The sequence below is a fragment of the Bradyrhizobium sp. CB2312 genome (genome assembly GCF_029714425.1).
GTDB lineage: Bacteria > Pseudomonadota > Alphaproteobacteria > Rhizobiales > Xanthobacteraceae > Bradyrhizobium.
The window spans coordinates 967,045-989,682 of record NZ_CP121668.1 but is presented as its reverse complement, the minus strand read 5'-3'; the positions used below and the strand labels follow the sequence as shown (position 1 = coordinate 989,682).

Here is a 22,638-nt window from a genome sequence, read left to right as displayed (position 1 = left end):
TCTTCGGGACCGGCGCACACGGCCGCGGCCTCCGCTGTCACCGTGCTCTAGCGCCGCCTCGACAAGATGGTGTTGCGGGCGCCCGCTGACGGCATCGTTAGCGTCGTGGCGGCTGGGATCGGTGAAAACGACTGAGCGGGCCAGCCGATCCTGGTCGAGGAAGCGGCGGGTAGGTGATGGCTCTCATTCAACGTGCGCGAAGATCATCTCGGCGGTCTAAGACAGGACAAACACCGAGCGTGACGCGAAACGGCGCTGATAGCGACGAAGGCGGCGATGACTGAACTGCGGTCGCTCGGCGCATTTGCCACCTGGCAAGCCGAGCGGGTTATTGGCGGTCATGACCGCAATACCCTGCTCTGTGCCTCGACCCTAGGAGAGAGTGGCCGGCCTTGAGCCGGGCATGACGGTGGGGATCGTTCCTTGCCCTCAAGGTCATCGTGGGACTTTGCGTCCGCACCGCGTTCTATTCCCGTCGGGAGAACTGTCGCGACGGGACGGCATGGGCCATGGCCGCTACTGGATCCGGCTGAAAAGTTTTTTTCCTGGAATAGCGCGGCTACCTGCTGGTATTTGTGCTGGCATCGGCAGCAACCGACAACGAAAGTTATTTCAAATTCAAATGGTTACGGTGCTAAACGATTGCCGGCCAGGGGCACCACGCTTCGGGCTTCGCGTGGCGCAGCCATGCGAGAGCGAAGGGCGAAGCGTGTCCGGCGAAGCCTCTTGGCGAAGACGGACTGCCTGAACATCCCCTCCCTTCCAATTGTCACATCCCCACTGTATAAGCCGGTAGCTTCTTCCGTAACTCGAAGGAGCTCATATGAACGACCTGCACGCGTGGCTTTCAGAGCAGCACCACGGCCTGCGCACCTTCCGGACATTCCAGCAGAAGCTCGAGACGCTCGGTCGCAACGACCCCGAGCAGCGCGGCCTGTGCCGCCTGTTGAGCAGCCTCGTCGGCAGCTATGTCGAGGCGTTTGACGAGGCTCCGCTGCCGGTCGAGGTCGCCGATGGCGCCTATCAGCGTCTGATGACGCTGGTCGCGAGCATCGACCTGAACGCCGACGCCGACCGCCGGCTTGCCGACATCAACCGCGTGGCGGAGAGCCGGCTCTGGCAGTGAAGGGAGCTCTTCCGCGTCAGCTCCCGCGCTCTTCCTCGACGGCGCGCTTCAGCATCGCGAGCGCGCTGCGCCAGTAGAAGGCTGCATGCTTCCAACCCGAGTCCTCGCCAATCTCCCAACCGGCTCCTGAACGCGGGGGTGAAGGCGGCACCATTTGGTCGACCGTCAGGAGCGTCTCCGCGCCGTCGGCTTGGAGCGCCATGGTGATGGTCGACCATGATTGAGGATGATGATCGGGCAGACCGGAGACGCGCGACCAATAAGCGTAGCGAAGCAGCATCGGCGGCTCGACCTCGATGATGCGGCCCTTGTCGCGGTAGCGCTTGGTCCCGATCACGGCCTCGATCTCGAACGGCGCGCCGATGCGCCAGTCTGTCCTGAAATGAGCGTTGCGCCATCTGTCGCCCGCCCGGGGATCGGTGAGCGCGTCCCACACACGTCCCGGCTTCGCTGCGATCCGAATTGATTCAGTCACCATCTTGGAGGTCATTTCCGGGCTTTCCGGCTTGCACCGGCAGGCCGCGATGAGTCCATCCGCAGTCAGCCGTTCGACTTCGCCGCGCAGATACCTATATCCTACCGCAACGCGTAGCGATGCAGTGAGCAGCTTTGATGGCCAGGAGACGCGCAACGGAAGCGGAAGCCGACGACCTCCCCCGCTATTTCGTCTGGGTCCGGGGCCTCGAAGGGCCGGAGCCGCAGAAATGGATGGCGATGGATTTCGGCGTCGGCGACTGGAAGCGGCCGCTGGTGCTGGCCTATCGAGAGCTGCCCGAGGGCGAACGGCATCTGTCGCTGTCGGTGCTGGCTCGGCGCTATCCGCCGCCGCGGGTGGATATTCTGTAGGTTCGCAGGAAAGACGCCCCTCACTTCCCCCGAGCCGCGGTCGGCGTCAGCCCGAACCGCCTGCGGAAGCAGCGGTTGAAATAAGAGAGATCGTTGAAGCCGCAGGCAAAGGCGATGTCGCTGATGCGGCCCTCGCGATGGGCGAGCAGGTCGGCGGCCTTGCGCAGGCGCAGTTCGGTGAGGCGGGTGGTGAAGCCCGCGCCGGCCTCGAACAAGAGCTCGTTGACGTAACGCTCGGAGAGGCCGGCCGCGGCAGCGAGCTTCTGCGCGGAAAAATCCGGTTCGTGGAAGCGCATGTTCAGGATCGACAGCACGGCCTTGAGCCGCACGGCGCGCAGGCCCCGGCGGCGCGCGGCGATGGCGACATCGCTGCGGGCATCGAGGCCGATCGCGGCGAGATCGAGCAAATGGCCGGCGATCGCCATCCCGGCCTCGTCGGCGGCGGCGGGATGACGGAGCAGGAGATCGCTGTAGTCCATCGCCAGCGACAGCGCGCCGCCGGGCTCGAGCTCGCGGCCGACCAGATCGTCGACATCGCAGACCATCGCGCGCAGCGTGTCGACCGGCAGATGCACGTTGGTGAAGCGCTTGTGGCTCGCGCCGTCGGCGGCGAAGAACGGCTCGTCGAGCTTGAGCAGCACCATCGATCCCGGCCGCATGGTGAATTCGCGGCCGCGATGGATCATCTGCGACGGGCGGTCTCCGCTGTTGCGCGCGAGGCAGAAACGGTCGTCGCCCGTCTCGATCACCTGGCGCTTGTCGCACCGTACCGTGACGAAGCTGCCGTCGCAGCGGCCGAGCATGGTGGTGCCGATGTGGATCGAGTTCATCGCGGCGCGAAACGGCACGTCGGGCGCAGGATCGAGCTCGCCGGTGTTGGAAAAATGCTCGAACAGCTCCGCGAAGCGGATGAAGCGCTGCCGGTCGGACAGGTCCTGAGGCAGCATTTCGGTCGAGAGCGCCTTCCTGATGACGGGCATCGAAAGAACTTTCGAAAAAGACTTTTGGGAAAAGGTCGTGCACGAAACCGGCGCCAGCCTGTCAGGACCGGAATGAATGCCCGCTGAAGACCGGCGGGCGCACGCTATCAGCACGCCAACGTGAATCAAGCGGCGCCGGTCAGTCCAAGGCCCAAGCCTCGGGCGCCGGACAGTCCAAGACGGCCCGCACGGATGGGCCCTATTCAGGCGGCGGATGCGGCATTCCCCACATGAGGACGGCATCCGGGCAAACGGGCGGCCCTGGCCTCGCGCCCGCTGGAGGAGACGACGACATGCGAACCTCTCTACCCCGCAGCCTCGTGCTCGGCGGCGCCATCGCGACCAGCCTCTGCATCGGTTATGCCCTGGGCGCGCAACCCCACATGGACGAAGCCATCGCGATCCTGCAATCGGCCCGCGCCGAGCTCGGCAAGGCCGAGCCGAACAAGGGCGGCCATCGTGAGAAGGCGATGGGCTTGATCGACCAGGCGATCACCGAGGTGCGCGCGGGCATCGCCTTCGCCGCAAGCCATTGACGCAACGGCATTCGGGAGCACACAACATGAAGCGCATCGTGTTTGCCGCAAGCCTCGCGCTCGGCGCGATCACAGCTTCTGCCCAGGCCATGCCGCTCGCCCCGCTTGCGAGCGCGAATGACGACGTGGTCGCGGTCGCCGGCGGCTGCGGCCAGGGCTGGCACCGCGGCCCCTACGGCGGTTGCCTCAGAAACTATGCCAACCCCGCCGCGCATGCCTGCCCGCGCGGCTACCATATCGGTCCCGGCGGCGGGTGCCGCGGCAATGGCAGGTAACAGCCGGCCAGACGGCCGCCTCGCAAATCGGATTCAAAGCCCGGGCCTGCCCGGGCTTTTTTCTTTTGCCGGCTGTGGCGGAGTTCATAGACGGCCGGGGCAAGACGCCGCCATCCTTTTGCTACCTCGGCGCGATTGCGGGTGAAATCCATTACTTCACGATGAAATCACGGATGAATTTGAAGGATGCCGTCCGAGCGGGCCCCTAAAGCATCCACCTGAAATTTTCGGAGGAGTCCATGACGCACCAGGACGAGGCACTCCAAGGCTATCCTGAAAGGCAGAACCCTACGCACGGTGATCCAAGGGCCGCGGCGAATGCAGCCGACGCAGCGGCGCCGCGCAAGCTGGTGCTGTTCGCCGACGGCACAGGCAACGCGTTCACCGCCCAGGAATCCAGCGTCTGGCGACTCTACGAGGCCCTCGACCACACCCAGCCGGATCAGATCGCGCATTACATCAAGGGCGTCGGCACTGCCGGCTGGGCGCCGCTCGCCGCGCTCGACGGCGCCACCGGCATCGGCGTGCCCGGCAACGTCCGCAAGCTCTACCGCTTCCTGTGCTGGAACTGGCGCGAGGGCGACAAAATCTACATCTTCGGCTTCAGCCGCGGCGCCTTCACCGCCCGCACGCTGGCGGCCATGATCTCCAGTCAGGGCCTCATGCCTGCCGTGATCGACGACACGCCGGTGTCGCATGCGGAGATGGAGCGCAACGCCAAGGCCGCCTGGCGCGAATATCGCCGCGACACCGTGCCCTGGACCAAGAGCCTGCCGACGATCTGGGTCACGCGCTGGATCCGCGACTTCCTGCTGTTCATCTATCGCTGGCTCTGTGGACATCGCTCCTACGCCGAGGTGCGCAGCAAGATGGGCGTGCGCAAGGACGTCGAAATCGAATTCCTCGGACTGTTCGACACCGTCGAGGCGTTCGGCGTGCCGATCGAGGAGCTTCGTCTCGCGATCGACTGGGCGATCTGGCCGATCTCGTTCCGCAATCACCGCCTGTCGCACAAGGTCAAGCAGGCCTGTCACGCGCTCGCGCTGGACGACGAGCGCACCACCTTCCATCCGCTGCGGATCGATCAGAGCGCTTTGGGACGGGAACAGATCGTCAAGGAAGTGTGGTTCGCGGGCGTTCATTCCGACATCGGCGGCGGCTATCCGGAATCCACGTTGTCCTTCGTGCCTCTGGTCTGGATGGTCGAGCAGCTCGGCGGCAGGCTGCGCTTCCAGGACGGCGAGATCAAGCATTTCAGGGATTACCAGTCGGCGATCGGACCGCGGCACGATTCGCGCAGCGGCGCGGCGGTGCTGTACCGCTACGGACCGCGCCCGATCTTGGCCGGCCGCGAGAACGGCGGGGAGCCGGTCGTGCACTTCGCCGTCATCGAGCGCATGCTGTTCGGCTGTGACGACTACGCGCCGATCATGCTTCCGGCGGATTGCCGCGTGCTGCTGCCGAACGACACGAAATTCCCGGACGGAACGGTGCTGCCGGACGGAACGAGGCCTCCCGACGGATCGATAGTACCGGGCGGAACGACGCTGCCGCTACAATCGAAGAAAAGGGACGAGAGAGAAAAGGAGCTCGAGGAGCAAGTCGTCCGCGCAATCATGAAGATCGCCTATCTGGCAAAGGCCACCGGTCCGCGACGCGAGATAGAGGCCGAAGCCTTCACCACGATGAGCACGCCGGACCCTGGCATGTCGAGCCTGACGCGCGACACCGTGTGGTGGCGGCGCGTCGCCTATTTTTCACTGTTGTTCATGGTCGCCTTCATCGCCGTCTTTCCGTGGATCGCGCGCGGCCTGGTCGGCTCATCCGAGGACGGCGGCCTGAGGGACACCTGGTTCTTGAAGCGCGTCACCGACGCCGACTGGCTGCTCAGCGCGGTCGTGGCGCCGCTCACCAATATCCTGAGACACGTGCTGCCGGCCTATGCGACGCCGTGGCTCGACATCGCGACCTATTATCCGGTTCTGACCTCGGCCGTGCTGCTGGTCACGCTCTGGGTGTGGAACAAGAACTCCGTGCTGCGCGACAACATCCAGGAGCGTGCGCGGCTCGCCTGGAACACGCCGCGACGCAAGGCAAGCCGGGAGCACATCGCAACGTCCAGCCGTTCGCTCAGATTGGGCAACTGGATGCGGCACAATATGGGGTGGGCGCGCACCCTGTTTGCCAGGCGGCTCATGCCTATCGGCTTTCTGTTCATCATCTTCAGCTCGGCCTTGCTGATGCTATCCACCAGCTACTTCACCGGCCGCGTCGCGCTCGGCAGGGTCTGCTCCGCGCCGGAGGTCAAGACTGCGAGCGGCACGCGCGTCGAACGCGGCAAGCCGGTGCTCGACGAGCCCTTGTCTGCGGGGAGCGTATTCGAGACCAGGGACTTCTGCTGGTGGAGCGGACTGGCCGTCGAGAAAGGCCGCAAATACCGCGTCTGGCTCGACATCGACGAGCCCTGGTTCGACCGCACCATCATGACCGGCGTGAACGGCTTCGGGACGGACTTCGCGCGTTACATCTTCCTGCCGATGCGCCGGCTCTACGGCGCCGACTGGTTCGAGCCGGTGGTGCGCATTGGCTCGAAAGGCATCAACGACATTCCGCTCACGGCCATCAATGTCGAGCCGGCGGAGGTGCTGCCACGCCGGAAGGACCCGACGCTTCCGGCGGAGGACGATCTGGAAAAGAGCCCCAAGCACAGATATTGGGTCCGCGTCGAGGAAGAGCTCGGCGATAAGGATCCACACGGCGCGAACCTCAAGGCGCTGGGCGATTTTCAGCCGATTCCGGCCGACGACCTGCCGGCGGCCCGCGAGGTGTGGAAAGGACAGAATCTGACCGGACGTCTCGTCGCCGAGTTCGTCGCGCCCGATTCCGGCGAGCTGTTCTTCTACGTCAACGATGCCGTCCAGATCTTTCCGACCGTGCTGCCCTGCTGCTTCACGCCGAGGTGGCTCGCTCCCTTCCAGGGGCGGACCGAAAAATTCTACGACAACAACAGCGGCACGGCGCGGATCAAGGTGCAGCGGCTGCCGGTGCCGGCGAAGCCGCCTGAAAAGCCGGCCCAGACCGTGTCCGCCCGATAGGCGCAGCCCGGGCTGTCGATGCCCCATGATTATGGGTGTCACGGCATCTGCGCTGCGGATAAACTGGCTCGCGCCGCGGGGGACACGCGGTGCGGGACGATGAACATGAGCGAACAGGGCGAGACGGGTGAGGCCATCACCATCCTCCTCGTCGAGGACGACGCGCCGACCTGCTGGCGGCTCCAGGATGCGCTGGTCAAGGCCGGCTATGAGGTGCGCAGCGCCGGCACGCTCGGTGAGGCCCGCTCCGCGCTCAGCGACGGCGCGCCGCGCGTGCTGCTGACCGATCTCAGGCTGCCCGATGGCCACGGCGTCGAGCTGATCCGCGAAACCCGGCAGCGCTTTCCCGACACCGAGATCATGGTGATCTCGGCGCTCGGGGACGAGGAGAGCGTGATCTCCGCGATCACGGTCGGCGCCACCGGCTATCTCCTGAAGGACGCCTTCCCCACCGACATCGCCACCACCGTGCGCGATCTGGTCGCCGGCCATTCGCCGATCTCGGCCTCGATCGCCCGCTTCATCGTCCGCAGGACGCAAGGCGCCGCGCCGAATTCGGCGGAGCCGCCGCCCGGGCCTGCGCTCAACACCGCCAGGTTGACCCCGCGCGAGATCGACATCCTCTGGGGCATCGCCAAGGGCTTCAGTTACGCCGAGATCGCGAGCCATCTCGGCCTGTCCAGGCAGACCGTGCCGGGCCACATCAAGAACATCTATCGCAAGCTCGAGGTGCACACGCGCAGCGAGGCGGTGTTCGAGGCGGTGCAGCAGGGCCTGATCAAGCTGTGAGCGATATCGCGGCGAAGGCACCGGTCAAACCCGCGCGGCGCCGGCTGCTGGCCTCGCGCCTCGTGCCTTATCTGCTGCTCCAGGCGCTGATCGTGATCGCCACCATCCTCGGACTGCGGCTGCTCCAGCCCAGCGATCCCGACGATCATGCCGTGACGGCCTTCTCGTTGCAGGAGGACGGCGTGACGCGCCCTGTGACGCTGCCGCATTTCACCGCCTCGCGCTATTCGCTGGCGGACCCGCCGCTCTATACCGGCACCTTCACCTTCAGAAGCGGCGATGCGGCGTCAGGATGGTCGGTCTACCTGCCGCGCTTCAGCAACGCGGCGGAGGTCGCCGTCAACGGCGTCGCCGTGCTCGATTCCCGCCGCGACGCCAACGCCAACCGGCCGGACCGCAACACGCCGCAGATCGCGCTCATCCCCGCCTCGCTGCTGCGCGACGGCAGCAACGAGATCACCGTACGGCTGTTCGTATGGGGACCGCTGAAGGGGTTTCTCGACACCGTCTATGTCGGGCCGGATGCAGCCCTGCGTCCGGCGTATGAGGCGCGCACCCTGCTGTTCGTCACATTGCAGGTGGTGTTCTCCGCCTGGCAATCGATTCTCGCCGTCATCCTCGCGATCATGTGGCTGATGCGGCGGCGCGAGCCGGTCTATGGCGTGCTGGCGGTTGCGATGGTGCTCGGCGTCATCCAGGCCTTCATGCCGCCGCCGGTGCCGCCGTTCACCGTGTCGCGGCTGCCCGCGGTGCTGCTCGCGTCCGCGCCGATCGAGAGCGCGCTGATCGTCGCCTTCGGCGTGCTGTTCTTCGGCTGGCGCTGGCCGCGCTACGGCATCCTGCTGTTCGCGCCGGGGCTGATCATATTCGTGGTCGGATTGATCGCGGGACCGCCGCTGCCGCGCATCCTGTTCCTGGTGCTCGGCATCCCCACGGTCGGGCTCAGCCTGTTCCTGATGGCCGGCGTCACCGCGGCCGCGGTGATCCGGCGGCAGGACGCGGCGAGCTTCACGATTGGCTGCGCCGTGACGATCGTACTGACCTGCTGGATCCACGACATGCTGTCGGTGTTCGAGATCGTGACCAACGAGCGCATCTTCGTCTCGCGCCTGTCCTATTCGGCGATGCTGGTGGCGATCGGCGCCGGCCTGACCTGGCGCTTTGCCCGCGCGCTGAACCAGGTCGACAGCTTCGCCGGTCAGCTCGTGACCCGCGTGCGCGAGGCCGAGGAGCGGCTGAAGGCGAGCTTTGCCCGCGAGGAAGAGCGCGCCCGCGCCTCCGCGCTCGCCAACGAGCGCACGCGCCTGATGCGCGACTTGCATGACGGCCTCGGCGGCCAGCTCGTCAGCATCGTGGCACTGTCCGAGCGCGGCCATGAGGGCGCGACCATCACCGACGCAGCCCGCGCAGCGCTGAAGGATCTGCGCCTCGTCATCGACTCCATGGACGACATCGGTGGCGACCTGATGCTGGCGCTCGGCTCCTGGCGCGAGCGCGCGACGGCGCAATTACGGCCGCACGACATCGCGCTCGACTGGCGCGTGACGACGCCGCAAGGCCTGCCGCTGCACCCCGAGCTGCGGCCCTGGCATGTCATCCAGATCGTGCGCATCCTCGACGAGGCAGTGACCAATGCCGTCAAGCACGCCAAGGCCCGCCACATCGCGGTGACCATCGAGACGCTGGAGGGGGAAAGAAATGATCAAGGGCCGTACGGCGTGATCAGCGTGACGGACGACGGCTGCGGTTTTGCCCTCGCCGGCAATCGCGAGGCCGCAGGCGCGAGCCAGACCGCGCGGGGCCTGCGCAACATGAGAAGCCGCGCCGCGCGCTGCGGCGCCGTGCTCGATCTGAGCTCGGAGGGCTCGGGCACGCGCGTGCGGCTGCAATTGCCGCGAATCTTTCCCGACAGCGACGCCGCCGCCGGCTGAAAAACCCCCTCCCCGAACGTGTGGGGCGCGCGGAGAGAGGGAACGGGCCGGATTGTCTGCCTTGCGGAGGACGGGGGGTGTTCGTCCGCAGGGCTCCGTTGCCGAAACGATGCAATCAACTCAATCCAACGAGATCGTCAGCGCACGCCGACGCGATTGACCGGACCGCCGCGGTTCATCGGCGTGCCTGCGCGAACGCCGACGCCGGGCGCGCCGACGCCGGGCGTTGCCACCGCTGCCGCGGCAACCGGGGCGCCGGGCGCGACCACCACCGCCGCGGTCGGCCGCACCACGCAGCCCTTGGGCACGCCGACCGTCTTGCAATACACCACCGCCTGCGCCGGGCTCGTGCCCAGCGACACCGTTGCCGCACCTGCCAGCATCATCACCGTCAGCCCGGCGCTCAGCGCTCCCGCTTTTCTCGACATCTTGCTCTCCTGCTTCCCGTTCGGCGTCCCGATGCGATCACCGGGTTTCGCAGCCGACGTGCAGCTGTGAATGGCAAAAGACGGCGCGCGGATACATGCCATGAAGATGGGGGTGCGGCGGCGATCAGGGCGAGCCGATGCCATGAACATGGCATGGACCGCGCGCACGGCTTCGCGAGATGGTCCGGCCTGCTTGATCCCAGACGGGACCAACGACAATCCCAAAAGAGGTGCTTTATGAAGATTTCGGTTCTTGCCGCGCTGCTGCTCGCCGCCACCGCGCTACCCGCCGCAGCACAGTCCGGTCCGACACCGCAGGAGCAGATGGCCTGCCGCAGCGACGCCAGCAAATTCTGCGCCGAGCATATCGGCAAGCCGCCGCAGATGAATGCGTGCCTGCGCGAGAACAAGTCGAAGCTCTCCGACAGCTGCCGCAAGGTGGTGGAATCACACGGCGGATAACCGTTGACGCGGGCTGCGCTGCCGTCTTCCGCGCGGGGGAGAAGGCAGCGCGCAAGCAGTCCCCGACATGAGCGCTCTTCAATAGCCACACACCGCAGTCGACGCCGCCGCTCCCCGCGGAGCGACGGGGCGGCCGCATCCGGCGGATTTCCCGCCCCTGACACAATCGCTGGCAGCTCCCGCAAGTGTCCATTTTTGGGACGGCACAGAACCGCCACGGCCTCCGCGCCGCACTGTCGCAGCTCGCCTCAGATCCCGAGATTTCGCGTCCTCGCATCTTGCACAACGAAAGATTGCAAGGCAGTTTAGACGGGTTACACGCATGCATTGTCACCCGAGCCGCGTCTTTCGCGGCAATCGGGAATTTTATCGACCTGGTCAGGCGAAATTGAAGGCCCTGATCGCGGACCATTTGTGCTTTGAAATTTGGAGCGCTCCAATGAGTATCAATTGGCGGCCCGCCAAGAGCCTTGAAGTCCTGCTCAAGCAGGTCAACGATATGGCGCCCGGACGCGACAAATCGAGCGACGGGATGCTCGGCGACACATCCCATCAGGCGCGCAAGTCCGATCACAACCCGGACGCCAATGGCGTGGTGACCGCGTTGGACATCAGCCATGATCCGGCCCACGGCGTCGATGCGGGCGATATCGCCGAAGCGCTGCGCCAGTCGCAGGACAAGCGCATCAAGTACATCATCTCCAATCGCCGGATCGCCTCGAGCCTCGTTTCGCCCCGGCAATGGCGTCCCTACGACGGCGCCAACGCCCACACGCATCATGTGCATGTGTCGGTCATGGACACGCCGACCCTCTACGACGACACGTCGCCGTGGCAGATCGACGCCAACCTGATGCGGCGTGCCAAGATCATTCCCGAGACCGTGACGCTTGGCGGCACCCGTTGCGCGAACATCACCGCAACGGTGTTCGGCGGCAGCGCCGATCAGGACGAGAAGAGCGCCTATGACGGCCACCGCATCGACGATGTGGAGCTTGGCGTCGCGCTGCCATTCCGCTTCTCGGGACCGCGTCCTCAGGTGCGGGTCACCAACAGGGTGAACGGGAAATCCGTCGTCTGCAACATCGTCGATGTCGGGCCGTGGAATATCAACGACCCCTATTGGGAGAAAGGCGCAAGACCGCAGGCCGAATCCGGGACCGACATGAGGGGACGGCGGACCAACGCTGCCGGCATCGACCTCACGCCGGGAGCCGCGCGCGCGATCAACATCCCCGGCAAGGGCATGGTCGATTGGGAATTCGTGGGAGCCGCGCAGGGCCCCCAACCGAATGCCCAGGCCATGCTGCCAATTCTCGCCTTGCTGCAGAAATTCGTGAAGGACGGAGCCATCAAGATGCCGCTTCCAGCCAACGATATCAGTTCGATTATCCAGCTGCTGCTCAAGTTGGCGCAGGGCCAGAATGCAGCACCCGGCCCAATGGTGACCCCGGCGCCCGCGCCGGCTCCCAATCCTGCCGATCCGGCCGCGCAGCTCATCGACGAGATCCTCAAGCTCATCCTGCCGCAGGTCACCAAGCAGATTCCGCAACTCGGCCAAGTCAACGGCGCGCTGGGGCAGACGATCGGTGAGCTCCTCAATGGCAAGAAGACCGCGATCGGCCTCTTCGGCACCCTTGCGTCGTGGCTGGCACCGATCATCGGCTCCTCGAGCTTGTTCGGCGGTGCGGGCATGGCGGCCGGTGCGGCCCTCCCGGCCGCGGCTGGAGGCCTGGCCCTGGTGCCGCAGATCGGTGTGCCGATCTTCATCGCCATGACGCTGTGGGGCATTCTCGGCAAGGTCGAGAAATGGGCGCAGGGCAACGTCCCTTTATCGCAGCCGCCGAAATAGGGGGCGGCGGACTCGCGGTCTGGCTGCCCCTCGGCGCACTGGCAACGACCACGGGCAGCAGGAAAAATCGCGCCAACATAATAAATGGCTTCGAGCCTGAAAACGGCCGGAGCGCACAACACCGAAAGTAGTTGCGAAGAAACGAGGCGCTCTGTCGCGCTGGCCGCCGCGCGGACGGTCTTGGACCAAGGAGCGCGGCGACGAGCCGGACGTGTCAGGTGCTAATCGTCGTCGTTGGGCCCGAACAGCCTGATCTGCGGGAAGCTGCTGCGCGGACGGTTCGCATAATCGCGCGCGTCGGAATCTTCGCGGATGTTGCGCGCGACATCGTCCCAATCGGTGCGGTCGCGCATGCCGCGCGGCTCACGGGATTCGTAGTGACGGCGCTCGGCCCAACGCTCGCGGCGCTCCGCCCGGCGCCGCTCGGAGGCGGCGCGCTTCACGTCGGAATCCCTGGCCTTGGCGTAGGCATTGTCAGGTGAGGAGGACGGCTCTGTCGATGCCTGCTGCTCGACGGGTTTTGCGCCTTGCGGAGACGATGCGGGCTCCGGCTTGACCTGGTCCTTGGGCGGCTCGGCGGCGGCGGCTTGCGAAGGCCGCGGTGCCGGCGGCGCAGCGTTCGCCTGAGTGGTCTGCGTCTCGGACTTGATCTCGGACTTGGCCCCAGGCTTGGCTCCGTCCTGCGCCTGCGCGGGCGCGGCGATCATCGCTCCGAAGGCTTGCGAGCCGGTGAGATATTGGACGCGCTCGGACGGCGCGTTCGTCGTCGCGGGCGTATTGTCTGGCGCGGCGGCCGCGCGCTGCGCCATCTTGCTGGTGTCAGGCCCCTGCTTCGGTGCGATCGGGTTCATGATGTTGCCGGCGACGATGCCGCCGCCGAGGCCAATGGCAATGGCGGCGACGATCGTTCCAGCACCGATGAAATAAGCTGTCGAGGCGCGCATTGGCCCACTCCCTGTTCGGAGCGGGCAACGCGTGAGGATTGCCGGATGTTCCTGATATCGGCGGGAACCGTGCCTCAGATCTGCTGCGCGACCTTCTCGAGCCCGATGAGGCGGGCGAGCTTGCGCACTTCTTCCTTCTGGTCGTCACGCAGTTGGAACAGCAGCGGCATCGCGGCGGACTTCAGCTGCTGGACCTCATCGCAATTCGGATCGATCTGCGCACCGGGCGGTGCGTTCGGATTTGACAGCTTGTTCGCCTGGATCTTGCGGGCGACGTTGCGCAGTGCGGTCTCGACCGAGGGCCAGTAATATTCCTGCGACGACGACAGCTTCAGGCGGTCCTTGATGCCCGAGATCTGAACGTCGGACAGCAGCGAATAGGATTTCTGCGGCTGCGGCTTGGCGACGACCTTCGGCTTGGCCGGGACCTCGACGGCGGGAACCTCGGCGGCGGGCGCCTGGTGCGCGCTTGCCTTGGGCATCGGAAAATCCGACGGCGTGGCGGCGGCAAAGGCCTGACGCAGCGGCTCGGTCAGCACGGGCGCCTGCGAAAGCTTGTCCGCCGGCACCTGAACCGGGTCGATTGCAGCCGAGGCCAGCGCCAGCGTCGGAACCAGGCGGTCGGCCTTGGCGGCGCGGTTGGTCGCGAGCGGCTTGGGCGGAGGTGTCTGCGCGATCATCTCGGCACTGACGCTGGGCACGCTGTCACGGCCGAGAATGGCGGTGGTGGCGGCGCCGAGGACGAGGAAACAGGTCAGCACGACGATGGTGATGGCTCTGGACAAACGTCTCTCCGGGAACGACCGCTTCACGAGTTTGTTAGGGTTGCCCGGAAAAAGGGCGCGAAATAAGGCTTGAGTGAGCCGTCGTTGCGACAATCAATGTGCCTGCAGCGACGCATCCCGAAAAAGCCAGGAAATTCAGGCGGCTACAGCCAGATCGTAGGCGTCCTGGATGTCGGCGACGATCTCCGAGGCCTCCCACACCGCCCGCGGCTCGACGGACTGCAGCGCGACCGTCCAGTTGCCGCCCCGGCGGGTGCGGGGGACGCTCACGATGTCGAAGCGGACGTTGCGGCACAGCGGATGACGGGCCAGCGCGTGGGCCACGCGGACACGGATTTCATCCAGCGTCGCGGCTGTCTTGCTGTTGAGAAAATCGAAGTCCATCGCCTGTCCCTCTCGGTCCTGATTGGCGGCCGTGAGGCAATTCTTGGCGGGGCTTGGTTAATCTGCCGTTAAGTGAGGAGGTTTGGAGGAGCGCTCGATTAACTGTGATCGACCGGCGCCCTCTCCTTCCCCGGGGTTTTTACGGGGGCGAGCGTCCACCCGCCGCGCGATATTCGGCAACCGTTCGCGCAACGAGATCGCTGGCCGCCATCACGTCAGTCACGCCCGACGTCGAATGCCCGCCGCTCCAGATATCACGCCAGCGTTTGGGCCGGTTCTCGCGCGCACCGACGTCGATGTCCTTGCCGATGTCGATCGCGCCGCGCGCCGGCAGATCATTGGGGTCAAGACCGGCGGCGGCGATCGACGGCTTCAGCATGCTGGTCTGCAAGCCGGTGAACGCGGTGGTCAGCAGGATGTCGTCGGCGCTGCTCTCGACCAGCATCTGCTTGTGGCGGTCGTCTGCCATGCTCTCGCGCGTCGCGATGAACTTCGTGCCCATGTAGCCGAGATCGCAGCCGAGCACTTCGGCCGCATGCAGCGCTTGGCCGTCGCTGATGCCGCCAGCGAGCACGATGATGCCGTCGTAGAACGCACGCACCGCGCGGACGAAGGCGAACGGATTGAGCCAGCCAGTCTGCCCCCCTGCGCCCGCGGTGAGCAGCACCAGACCGTCGGCCCCAGCTTCCGCCGCGCGTTCGGCGTGACGGATCGAGGCAACATCCGCCAGCACCAGCGCGCCCGCATCGTGCAACGGCTTCAACACCGGCGCCGGCGAGCCGACCGATGTGATGACGATTTCAGGCTTGTGCTTCAGCAGCACGGCGAGATCCTGTTCCAGCCGTGCATTGGACCGATGCACGATCAGGTTCGGGCACAGCGGCGCGGCCTTGCGCCCGGTTTGATCGTCGTGTTGACGCAGTCGCGTTGCGATCTCGGTGAACCACGTATCAAGCTGTTCCGTGCTGCGGCAATTCACGGTGGGAAAGCTGCCGATCACGCCATTGCGACAGGCCGCGACCATGAGCTCGACGCCCGACACCAGAAACATCGGCGCTGCGATCAGCGGCAGTGCGAGACGATCACGGAAACGTTGCAGTCGATCGGTCACTCACGCCTCCTTGCACGGGCTTTGTCGTTCCATCCCGTCTTCTCTGTGCTAGCGTTGCGCAAACATTGGCACGCGAGAAGCCAATGACAAGACAACGAGGAAACATATGTCCGATCCGCTCCACGCCTCGTCCCCGACTTGCGCGCAGACGCTACGGGCACTGTCGCGCTATCCCGGCCGCACTGCATTCGCCTGGCCCGGCGGATCGCTGAGCTATCAGGGCACCATCGACCTGATCGGGCGCATCCAGGGCGTGTTCATGCGGCTCGGCTTGCAGCGAGGTGCGCGCGTTGCCTTCCTCACCGCGAACCGCGCCGATACGTGGTGCGCCGGTGTCGCCGCGCAACTGTCGCGGTGCTGCACCACCTGGCTGCATCCGCTGGGATCGCAGAGCGACCAGCTGTTCCAGCTCGAAGATTCCGAGGCCGAAGTCCTGGTGGTCGATGTCGCCGCTTTCCGCGATCGCGGCGGCGAACTCGCCGCGCAAGCTGCCCGGCTCAAGGCCGTCTTCACCATGGGGCCGGCCGATTACGGCGTCGATCTGCTGGCGGCAATCGAGAGCGCGGGACATGTCAGCGCACAGTGCCTCGCAGGTCTCGATGATCTCTCCACGCTGAACTACACCGGCGGCACCACGGGCAAATCGAAGGGCGCGCTGCGCTACCACCGTGAGAACGCCGGCGCGGCCGGCGCGATCCTCGCCGACTTCGAGATTCCCGATGCCGCGCGCTATCTCACCGTCGCGCCGATCAGCCACGTTGCTGGCACGAAGGTGCTGCCGACGCTGATGCGCGGCGGCACCGTGCACATGCTGAAGGGCTTTGATCCCGAGGCCGTGCTGGCGACGATCGCGCGCGAGCGCATCAATTTTACCCTGTTCGTGCCGACCATGATCTACGTGCTGCTCGATCATCCCGCGCTGAGCAGGACCGACCTCTCCTCGCTCGAACTCGTGCTCTACGGCGCCTCCGCGATGTCGCCGAGCCGGCTGGTCGAGGGCATCGAGCGCATCGGCCCGGTGTTCTCGCAGCTCTACGGCCAGACCGAATGCTACCCGGTCTCGGTGCTGCGCAAGACCGATCACGATCCCAGGACGCCGGAGCTGTTTTTGTCCTGCGGCTTCCCGATCGCGGCCTGCGAGGTCAGGATTCTCGACGACAACGACCAGGAGGTGACGACGGGCGAGGCCGGCGAGATCTGCGTGCGGGCGCCGCATGCGATGGCGGAATACTGGAAGCGGCCTGACATCACCGCCGAGACGCTGAAGAACGGCTGGGTCCACACTGGCGACATCGCGCGCAAGGACGAGCGCGGCTACATGTTCATCCTCGACCGCAAGAAGGACATGATCGTCACCGGCGGCTTCAACATCTTTCCGCGCGAGGTCGAGGACGTGCTCTCTCAACACGCCGATGTCGCGATGGTCGCGGTGGTCGGCGTCCCCGACGAGAAATGGGGCGAGGCCGTCACCGCAATCATCGTGCCGCGCGAGGGCGCCAAGCCAGATCCGGACGAGTTGATCAACATGGTGCGGGCGCGAAAAGGCTCGGCGCACACGCCGAAACAGATTCAGTTCGTCAAGCAGCTACCGATGACCGGCGTCGGCAAGGTCGACAAGAAGGTGCTGCGTGCGGGGTTTTGGAGTGGGCGGGACCGGATGGTGGGGTAAATCCCCGGGATTTTACGGTGGTCATTGTGGCCCCGAGACCACAGCGCGCAACGGAGTGTGCGCCGGCAATGCCGACCCGATTGCCCACGAATCGGGGAATCACCTAGACCAGCTGACGGGGCTGGGAAGCGGAGTAACGCATGAGAGTCGCTTCCCTGGAAAGTGCAGTCGCCGCGGTCACGTTGATCACGGCTATCGTCGTGGTGCTGTGGGAGATCAAGATCTTCTACGGAATGTGAACTGGCAGGATGCCGAGCATCCCTTCCGCGGCGGCGGAAGTCTGCCGTTCAATCGGCGCCAGGTGCAACCATGGCGCTTGCCGTCACTTCAGCGCTTCTCGATCACCAGGCTTTGCACGGCGCGGCCGCGAGCCTCCGCGAGGTGCGACGCAGCGACCACACAACAGGTGTCATCGCCCGGCTTGACCGGGCGATCCAGTACTCCGAGACAGCTTTGATTGCATCGATGGGCCGCGGCGTACTGGATGCCCCGCTTTCGCGGAGCATGACAGCGAGAATGACGCGCGGACTTCGCGGCCCTTACCGCTTCTCGATCACCAGGCTCTGAACCGCGCGGCCGAAATAGCCTTGCCGATCAGCCAGGCGCGACATCGCGAGGCCGGCACCGTCAGGGCCGATCCAGGATTCGCCGTCGAGCAGGATCCACTCCCCGACCGGCTGGCGCGCAAAGCTCACCGTGAGATCCGCGTTGATGTAGGTCCAGGCGCGGAAGTCGAGCGTCGAGGCGGCGCCGTTGGAGAAGTCGGCGGCGACCACGGCGCGCATGGCCTGCGAGATCGCTTCGCCCTCGATCAGAGGATGGTCGACGCGAAACCAGATCGCGCCGGCGCCGGCCTGGCCGAAGCGGCCGCGCGCGGCGCGCATCGAGACCGATCGCACGAACGGGCTGGTGGCGGCGTGACCATCCTCGACCAGCGAGTCCTCGGGCGAGGGCAGCGTGACCGGCAGCTCCTTGACGTCATCGGGCAGCGCCTGCGCCTGCGCCTTGATCTTGAGCACGGTGGCGCCCACGACCTGCACGCCGTCAGCCAGGAGCTTCACTTCGCAGAGCTGGATCTTGCGGCCCTCGCGCAAAACCTCGGTTGCGATGGTGAGCGGCGCCACCGGCACGGGGCGCATCAGATCGATGGTGACGCGCGCGATGTTCATGGGCACCGGCGTCGGGATTCGTTCGGCCGCCCACGTCACCAGCGAGGCCGGCGCAGAGCCGTGCTGCATGCGCCGGTCCCAGGGACCGGCAGCGTTCGGGCTGGTGACGACGCTGTTGCCGTCAACGCGGTAGATGGCGGTCATGTTTGCTCGATATCTCGGCTGGCGTTCCCCGGACGCAGCGCAGCGCGTAAGCGGTGCGCTGCAGAGCCGGGGCCCATTTGCTGCAGCGATGGGTCCCGGCTCTGCGCAGCAGCGTTACACGCTGCAGCGCGTCCGGGACACGAGAGCGGTTAGAGCGGCGGATCGATCGCCTCGTCGTATTCCTTCTTGAAGCGCGCGATCAGCTCGGCGGCGGGCAGAACGCCCTCGATGCTGCCGATGCCCTGGCCCGAACCCCAGATCTCCTTCCAGGCCTTCGGCTTGGCGCGCTCGCCGGAGGCGTCGGTCCCGAAATTCATCTTGGATGGATCGGAGGTCGGCAGGTTCTCCGGATCCATGCCGGCCGCGAGGATCGACGGCTTCAGATAGTTGCCGTGCACGCCGGTGAAGAGATTGGAATAGACGATGTCGTCGGCGGTCGAACCCGCGATCATCTCCTTGTACTTCTCGACTGCGTTGGCTTCCTTGGTGGCGATGAAGGCCGAGCCGATATAGGCGAAGTCGGCCCCTAAGATGCGCGCGGCGCGGATCGCCTTGCCGTTACCGATGGCGCCAGACAGCGCGATCGGACCGTCGAACCACTTGCGCGTCTCGGCAACGAAAGCCAGCGGCGAGATGGTGCCGGCATGGCCGCCGGCGCCGGCCGCAACCAGGATCAGGCCGTCGGCGCCCTTCTCGATCGCCTTGTGCGCGAATTTCTGGTTGATCACGTCGTGGAAGACGATGCCGCCCCAGCCGTGAACCGCCTGATTGAGCTCCTCGCGCGCACCGAGCGAGGAGATGATCATCGGCACCTTGTACTTGGCGCAGAGCTGCATGTCGTGGTCGAGCCGGTTGTTCGACTTGTGCACGATCTGGTTGACCGCGAACGGCGCCGACGGCTTGTCAGGGTGAGCGCGGTCATAGGCCGCGAGCTCTTCGGTGATCCGCGCCAGCCATTCGTCGAGCAGCTCCGGCGGCCGCGCGTTCAGCGCCGGGAACGAGCCGACCACACCCGCCTTGCACTGCGCGATCACGAGATCGGGCACCGAGATGATGAAGAGCGGCGAGCCGATCACGGGGATCGACAGGCGCCTCTTGAACAGGGCAGGCATGGACATTGCGGAACGGTCCTCTTCTGGCGGTCAAATGGAAGTTGGGAGCCATACCAACAAGGCAATCTTTCCACTGTCAAGTATTGCGTTTTGCCGCCGCGGCGGATGCCGTTACCGCAATTCCAACGCGCGGAATTCTTTCTCCGTCATTCTCCTCCGTCATTGCGAGCGCAGCGAAGCAATCCAGACTGCCTCCGCGGAGGGACACTGGATTGCTTCGTCGCAAGAGCTCCTCGCAATGACGAGGCGAGAGCTACGCGTGACGATAGATCACCCGATCAAATCCGGATTGATCAGGCGCTCGAACGAGAACATCTCGTCCCACTTCTCCTGCGTCAGCAGCTTGCGTTCGGTCACCACGATCTGGTGCAGCGACTTGCCGCTTTTGTAGCCCTCGCGCGCGATCTCGGCGCATTGCTTGTAGCCGAGCAGCGGCTTCAGCACCGTGACGATGCCGAGCGAGTTCAGCACCATGTTGCGGGTGTGCTCTTCATTCGCGGTGATGCCGACGACGCAGTTCTCGCGCAGGCTGTTGACCGCGCGCTCCATGGTGCGGATCGAGAAGAACAGCGCGAACGAGATCACCGGCTCCATCACGTTGAGCTGGAGCTGGCCTGCGGAGGCCGCCAGCGTCACCGTGGTGTCGAGGCCGATGACGAGGAAGCTGGTCTGATTGACAACCTCGGGGATCACGGGATTGACCTTGCCGGGCATGATCGAGGAGCCCGGCTGAAGCTGTGGCAGGTTGATCTCGTTGAAGCCCGCACGCGGGCCGGAAGCGAGCAGACGGATGTCGTTGCAGATCTTCGTCAGCTTGCTCGCGGTGCGCTTCAGCACGCCGGACAATTGCACATAGGCACCGGTGTCGGAGGTCGCTTCCACGAGATCACCGGCGAGGATGAAATCGACGCCGGTCAGCGCGCTCAGATGCCGGACCGCGAGCTTGGGATAGCCGACCGCCGCAGTGACCGAGGTGCCGATCGCGGTGGCGCCGAGATTGATCTCGCGCAGCAGCGCGCGTGCTTCCGAGATGCGGTCGACTTCCTCGCCGATGGTGGTGCCCCATCCCCGGAATTCGGCCCCGAGCGACATCGGCACCGCGTCCTGGAGATGCGTGCGCCCCATCTTCAGCACGCGGTCGAACTCGCGGCCCTTGGTGAAGAAGGCCTCCTGGAGCTGGCGCAGCGCCGTCATGTAGCTCTCGAGCCGCAGGATCAGCGCCAGCCTAAACGCGGTCGGATAGGTGTCGTTGGTGGACTGGCCGTAATTGACATGGTCGTTGGGGCTGACTTGCTGATAGTCGCCCTTCTTGAAGCCGAGCGATTCCAGCGCGAGGTTGGCGATCACCTCGTTGGCGTTCATGTTGGTGGAGGTGCCGGCACCGCCCTGGATGAAGTCGGTGACGAACTGATCCATCATGTCGCCGGCGATGACGCGGTCGCAGCCGAGGATGATCGCATCGGCCACTTTGGCGTCGATCGCGCCGAGATCGCGATTGGCCATCGCCGCGGCTTTCTTGACGTAACCAAGCGCCTTCACGAAGTAAGGCTCCTGGTTCATCGGAATGCCGGTGATGTGGAAGTTCTCCTTACCCCGGATGGTCTGGACGCCGTAATAGATGTCGTCGGCGATCTCACGCTGTCCGAGGAAGTCCTGCTCGGTCCGGCTCATGGGCGCTCCTTGCTGCTCGCGCGCGTCACGGCATCAGTTCTGGCATAGCGCGCTGGTCACGAAAGTGTCGGTGCGGCAATCGTCAGGTTTGCGTTGCCGGCCCGGAATCAGAACCTTGGCCGAGCATTTTTCGGCAGAGTCCGCGTTGAGACTCTTGCCTTCCTTGTAGCCCTTGGTCCGGCAGAGCTGGTCGGCGGCAAGCTTGCAGTCGGGCGCGCCGTTGGACGAGACCGGGCAGGCCACGCGCCCCGAGACCATGGTCGACGGCGTCGCCAGCCGCGACAGGTCGTTCATGGTCTCGCTCGGACTTTTGATCGGCGGCAGGATCGAGGGCAGCTTGTCGAACAGCTTGCCCATTTCGTTGATGAGCCCGGGATTTTCCTCGCGTGCCGGCGGGGCAGGCGTCGAAGGCGGCGGCGCGGCCTGCGGCCCCTGCTCCTGGAGACCAAGCGAGGGAGGGGCGGATTGCGGCCATCCCGTCGCGCTGCAGCCGAGCAGGATCAGCAGCACTGCTGAAGTCGTCGTCCCGAACCTCACAGCCGGATTGCCGGATCGAACCATCATGAGGGCAACCGTAGCCGAAGCCGGCGCAGCGGCAAAGCGCGGAGGTGGTCTATTGATTGAGCATGATCTCCGCGCAAACGCGCTCCGCGTTTGTCGCGAGGGAAAACCGCTTCGCACTTTGCGCTGGCGTGGCCCTTCGGGTCCGGATCATGCTCTAGATCAGCTTGACCGCCACCACGAAGCCGAGCACCAGCACCGCGGCGCCGATCGCAACCCACAATCCGAGATGCTCCTCGAGCTTGTGCCGGATCAAGTCGCCGTAGCGGTTGAGCAGGATCGCCACGATGAAGAAGCGGCCGCCGCGCGCGACGATCGAGCACAGGATGAAGAGAATGAGACTATAGCCGGCAAAGCCCGAGGTGATCGTGACGAGCTTGTAGGGAATCGGCGTCAGCCCCTTGAGCAGGATGATCACCGCGCCCCATTCCGCATAGGAGGCGCGGAAGGCTTCAACCTTGTCGCCGAGGCCATAGACCTGGATCAGCCAGTGGCCGACCGAGTCGAACAGCAGCGCGCCGATGGCATAGCCGAGCAGGCCGCCGAGCACGGAGGTGACGGTACAGACCGTGGCATAGACCCAGGCGCGCTGCGGGCGTGCCAGCGACATCGGAATCAGCATGACGTCCGGCGGGACCGGAAAGAAGGAGCTTTCTGCGAAAGCCACCGCTCCCATGATCCAGAGCGCGTAGGGCTTGTGGGCGGCGTCGATGCACCAGTCGTAGATACGTTTCAGCATGGCGCCGCGATGAAGCACCATGGGACGGA

General features: G+C 65.5%; 23 protein-coding genes. 11 read left to right on the top strand and 12 right to left on the bottom strand.

The window, feature by feature from the left end; translation table 11 throughout:
* Positions 1–823 precede the first annotated feature (823 nt).
* Positions 824–1,126, top strand: coding sequence for a hypothetical protein (locus tag QA642_RS04740; protein ID WP_283083621.1), 303 nt, complete (start codon positions 824–826; stop codon positions 1,124–1,126).
* 16 nt (positions 1,127–1,142) lie between these two features.
* Here the strand turns inward: QA642_RS04740 and QA642_RS04735 are convergent, their stop codons facing one another.
* Positions 1,143–1,616: an SRPBCC family protein gene (locus QA642_RS04735; protein WP_283083620.1), complete on the bottom strand. Its 474-nt coding sequence runs from the start codon at positions 1,614–1,616 to the stop codon at positions 1,143–1,145.
* A 122-nt stretch (positions 1,617–1,738) separates the two neighbouring features.
* Here QA642_RS04735 and QA642_RS04730 point away from each other — a divergent pair, with 122 nt between their 5' ends.
* Positions 1,739–1,972 (top strand): hypothetical protein, encoded by a 234-nt coding sequence (locus QA642_RS04730; protein WP_283083619.1) that lies wholly within the window; start codon positions 1,739–1,741, stop codon positions 1,970–1,972.
* Positions 1,973–1,992: 20 nt separating this feature from the next.
* Here QA642_RS04730 and QA642_RS04725 read toward each other — a convergent pair whose 3' ends face one another.
* The gene (locus QA642_RS04725) at positions 1,993–2,952 is read right to left on the bottom strand and encodes an AraC family transcriptional regulator (protein WP_283083618.1); all 960 of its coding nucleotides are present in this window, start codon (positions 2,950–2,952) and stop codon (positions 1,993–1,995) included.
* A gap of 293 nt (positions 2,953–3,245) precedes the next feature.
* Between QA642_RS04725 and QA642_RS04720 the strand changes: the two genes are divergently transcribed.
* The 5 genes from QA642_RS04720 to QA642_RS04700 all read left to right on the top strand — a co-directional run bounded on the left by QA642_RS04720 (position 3,246) and on the right by QA642_RS04700 (position 9,578).
* Positions 3,246–3,488, top strand: coding sequence for a hypothetical protein (locus tag QA642_RS04720; protein ID WP_027561386.1), 243 nt, complete (start codon positions 3,246–3,248; stop codon positions 3,486–3,488).
* Between the two features lie 26 nt (positions 3,489–3,514).
* A complete protein-coding gene (locus tag QA642_RS04715; protein ID WP_283083617.1) occupies positions 3,515–3,763 on the top strand; it encodes a hypothetical protein in 249 nt (82 codons plus the stop codon).
* A 239-nt stretch (positions 3,764–4,002) separates the two neighbouring features.
* Positions 4,003–6,858 (top strand): DUF2235 domain-containing protein, encoded by a 2,856-nt coding sequence (locus QA642_RS04710; protein WP_283083616.1) that lies wholly within the window; start codon positions 4,003–4,005, stop codon positions 6,856–6,858.
* Positions 6,859–6,963: 105 nt separating this feature from the next.
* Positions 6,964–7,647: a response regulator transcription factor gene (locus QA642_RS04705; RefSeq protein WP_283083615.1), complete on the top strand. Its 684-nt coding sequence runs from the start codon at positions 6,964–6,966 to the stop codon at positions 7,645–7,647.
* The gene (locus QA642_RS04700; protein WP_283083614.1) at positions 7,644–9,578 is read left to right on the top strand and encodes an ATP-binding protein; all 1,935 of its coding nucleotides are present in this window, start codon (positions 7,644–7,646) and stop codon (positions 9,576–9,578) included. Before QA642_RS04705 ends, QA642_RS04700 begins: the two co-directional genes overlap by 4 nt.
* Positions 9,579–9,715: 137 nt before the next feature.
* Here QA642_RS04700 and QA642_RS04695 read toward each other — a convergent pair whose 3' ends face one another.
* Entirely contained in the window at positions 9,716–10,006 is a 291-nt protein-coding gene (locus QA642_RS04695; protein WP_283083613.1) for a hypothetical protein, read from the bottom strand.
* A 237-nt stretch (positions 10,007–10,243) separates the two neighbouring features.
* On the opposite strand from QA642_RS04695, the gene QA642_RS04690 reads away from it, so the two are divergent.
* Positions 10,244–10,468: a cysteine rich repeat-containing protein gene (locus QA642_RS04690; RefSeq protein WP_027561392.1), complete on the top strand. Its 225-nt coding sequence runs from the start codon at positions 10,244–10,246 to the stop codon at positions 10,466–10,468.
* A 439-nt stretch (positions 10,469–10,907) separates the two neighbouring features.
* Positions 10,908–12,320 carry a hypothetical protein gene (locus QA642_RS04685; protein ID WP_283083612.1) on the top strand — a complete coding sequence of 471 codons (1,413 nt, stop codon included), beginning with the start codon at positions 10,908–10,910 and terminating at the stop codon, positions 12,318–12,320.
* Positions 12,321–12,541: 221 nt separating this feature from the next.
* On the opposite strand, the gene QA642_RS04680 is transcribed toward QA642_RS04685, so the two are convergent.
* The 4 genes from QA642_RS04680 to QA642_RS04665 form a co-directional block, all read right to left on the bottom strand.
* Positions 12,542–13,264, bottom strand: coding sequence for a hypothetical protein (locus tag QA642_RS04680; protein ID WP_283083611.1), 723 nt, complete (start codon positions 13,262–13,264; stop codon positions 12,542–12,544).
* A 74-nt stretch (positions 13,265–13,338) separates the two neighbouring features.
* Positions 13,339–14,049 (bottom strand): hypothetical protein, encoded by a 711-nt coding sequence (locus QA642_RS04675; RefSeq protein WP_283083610.1) that lies wholly within the window; start codon positions 14,047–14,049, stop codon positions 13,339–13,341.
* Positions 14,050–14,184: 135 nt separating this feature from the next.
* Entirely contained in the window at positions 14,185–14,433 is a 249-nt protein-coding gene (locus QA642_RS04670; protein ID WP_283083609.1) for a hypothetical protein, read from the bottom strand.
* A 139-nt stretch (positions 14,434–14,572) separates the two neighbouring features.
* Positions 14,573–15,484 (bottom strand): nitronate monooxygenase, encoded by a 912-nt coding sequence (locus tag QA642_RS04665; protein WP_283086801.1) that lies wholly within the window; start codon positions 15,482–15,484, stop codon positions 14,573–14,575.
* Between the two features lie 166 nt (positions 15,485–15,650).
* Between QA642_RS04665 and QA642_RS04660 the strand changes: the two genes are divergently transcribed.
* On the top strand, positions 15,651–17,213 hold the full coding sequence (locus tag QA642_RS04660) for an AMP-binding protein (RefSeq protein ID WP_283083608.1): 1,563 nt from the start codon (positions 15,651–15,653) through the stop codon (positions 17,211–17,213).
* 309 nt (positions 17,214–17,522) lie between these two features.
* A complete protein-coding gene (locus QA642_RS04655; protein WP_283083607.1) occupies positions 17,523–17,780 on the top strand; it encodes a hypothetical protein in 258 nt (85 codons plus the stop codon).
* Here QA642_RS04655 and QA642_RS04650 read toward each other — a convergent pair.
* From QA642_RS04650 to QA642_RS04630, 5 genes are all read right to left on the bottom strand, one after another.
* On the bottom strand, positions 17,753–18,526 hold the full coding sequence (locus QA642_RS04650) for a thioesterase family protein (protein WP_283083606.1): 774 nt from the start codon (positions 18,524–18,526) through the stop codon (positions 17,753–17,755). The two genes, QA642_RS04655 and QA642_RS04650, sit on opposite strands and share 28 nt — an antisense overlap.
* 149 nt (positions 18,527–18,675) lie before the next feature.
* Positions 18,676–19,644 (bottom strand): nitronate monooxygenase family protein, encoded by a 969-nt coding sequence (locus tag QA642_RS04645; protein WP_283083605.1) that lies wholly within the window; start codon positions 19,642–19,644, stop codon positions 18,676–18,678.
* A 264-nt stretch (positions 19,645–19,908) separates the two neighbouring features.
* Entirely contained in the window at positions 19,909–21,309 is a 1,401-nt protein-coding gene (locus QA642_RS04640) for an aspartate ammonia-lyase (RefSeq protein ID WP_283083604.1), read from the bottom strand.
* 33 nt (positions 21,310–21,342) lie between these two features.
* A complete protein-coding gene (locus QA642_RS04635; RefSeq protein ID WP_283083603.1) occupies positions 21,343–21,873 on the bottom strand; it encodes a hypothetical protein in 531 nt (176 codons plus the stop codon).
* 154 nt (positions 21,874–22,027) lie between these two features.
* Complete coding sequence (locus tag QA642_RS04630) at positions 22,028–22,630, bottom strand: YqaA family protein (protein ID WP_283083602.1); 603 nt, start codon at positions 22,628–22,630, stop codon at positions 22,028–22,030.
* Positions 22,631–22,638: the final 8 nt, after the last annotated feature.